The 1682-nt window shown below is 70.5% G+C and carries 2 protein-coding genes and 1 pseudogene; all 3 read left to right on the plus strand.

From position 1 onward, the window contains the following. Nucleotides 1–123 precede the first annotated feature (123 nt). Nucleotides 124–513 (plus strand): NADH-quinone oxidoreductase subunit A, encoded by a 390-nt coding sequence (locus GKQ77_RS32505; protein WP_219692744.1) that lies wholly within the window; start codon nucleotides 124–126, stop codon nucleotides 511–513. A gap of 77 nt (nucleotides 514–590) precedes the next feature. Next, nucleotides 591–953 (plus strand): annotated as a pseudogene (locus GKQ77_RS34290) (NADH-quinone oxidoreductase subunit B); the annotation flags it as partial. Continuing rightward, on the plus strand, nucleotides 941–1682 hold a 742-nt coding region (locus GKQ77_RS32515; RefSeq protein ID WP_504739874.1), incomplete at its 3' end, for an NADH-quinone oxidoreductase subunit C. The pseudogene GKQ77_RS34290 and the gene GKQ77_RS32515, both read left to right, overlap by 13 nt.

Consider the following 1682-nt stretch of genomic DNA (forward strand, 5'->3'; position numbering starts at 1 on the left):
ACGCTCTGCTTACCGAACCTTTAGCAGGCCCTAGACTCCCGTGCGTACAGATCGTCGAACAGGATCAGCATCAGGGCCAAGGGCGGTCGGGGAGTGAGGAGCTGACGTGTGTGAGGAGCTGACGTGCACGTGACGAACGTCGCGGCGAGCTACTACCAGTCGTACTCCGTCGTCGGGCTGCTCGCCCTCGTGGGCGTGGTGTTCGTCGCCGTCGCCTTCGGCGCGGGCCGGCTGCTGCGCCCGGTGGTGCCGACCCCCGAGAAACTCCTGACGTACGAGTGCGGCGTCGACCCCGTCGGCGAGGGCTGGGCCCACACCCAGGTCCGCTACTACGTCTACGCCTTCCTCTACGTGATCTTCGCCGTCGACTCGATCTTCCTCTTCCCCTGGGCGACGGTCTTCGCCGCGCCCGGCTACGGCGCGACCACGCTCGTGGAGATGTTCATCTTCCTCGGCTTCCTCGCCGTGGGCCTGCTGTACGCATACAAGAAGGGCGTCCTTACATGGACGTGAGCGCTGTGACCCCCGCTCCCGTGGACCTCCCGGAGCCGAAACGGCTCGGCGTGCTCTCCCGCCTGGCCCCCGAGCCGATGAAGGTGGTCCTCAACTGGGGCCGCCGCTACTCCCTCTGGGTCTTCAACTTCGGCCTCGCCTGCTGCGCCATCGAGTTCATCGCCGCCTCCATGGCGCGCCACGACTTCATCCGGCTCGGCGTCATCCCCTTCGCGCCGGGCCCGCGCCAGGCCGACCTGATGGTCGTCTCCGGCACGGTCACGGACAAGATGGCCCCCGCGGTCAAGCGCCTGTACGAGCAGATGCCCGAACCGAAGTACGTCATCTCCTTCGGCGCCTGCTCCAACTGCGGCGGCCCGTACTGGGACTCGTACTCCGTCACCAAGGGCGTCGACCAGATCATCCCCGTCGACGTATACGTGCCCGGGTGCCCGCCCCGGCCCGAGGCGCTGCTCCAGGGCATCCTCAAGCTCCAGGAGAAGATCGCCGCCGAGTCGCTGGGGGAGCGGTACGGGAACGGCCCCGGCACGCGGCCCTCCACGGCGGCGCTGCGCAGCGGCCTGGTGAAGGCGCCCGCGCCGGGGGAGGCCCAGGCATGACCGGCTGGCTGCCGAGCCCCGTCGAAGAGCTGTTCGGCCCGGAGGCGACGGCCGACGAGTCGTACGACGTACTGACCGTCGACGTCCCCCCGGCCCGGTGGACCACCGCCCTCGAAACGGCCCGCACCACGCTGGCCTGCACCTACTTCGACTGGCTGAGCGCGGTCGACGAGCCGGAGACCGGTTTCCGCGTCGCCGCCCACGTCGTCGCGCTCTCTCCCGTACGCCGCCTCCTGCTCCGTACGACGGTCGCCCATGACGCCCCCGTCCTCGCCTCCGCCGTCGGTGTCTACGCGGGCGCCGCCTGGCACGAGCGCGAGACGCACGAGATGTTCGGCGTGACGTTCGAGGGCCACCCCGGGCTGACCCCGCTGCTCCTCCCCGAGAACTTCGAGGGCCACCCGCTCCGCAAGGACTTCGTGCTCGCGGCCCGCGTCGCGAAGGCCTGGCCGGGCGCCAAGGAGCCGGGCGAGTCCGAACACGGCGGCCCCAAGCGCCGCCAGATGCTGCCCCCCGGCGTGCCCGACCCGAACGAGTGGGGCCCCCTGAAGGGCCAACTCCCGCCTGCCC

Source organism: Streptomyces anatolicus, assembly GCF_019400875.1.
GTDB lineage: Bacteria > Actinomycetota > Actinomycetes > Streptomycetales > Streptomycetaceae > Streptomyces > Streptomyces anatolicus.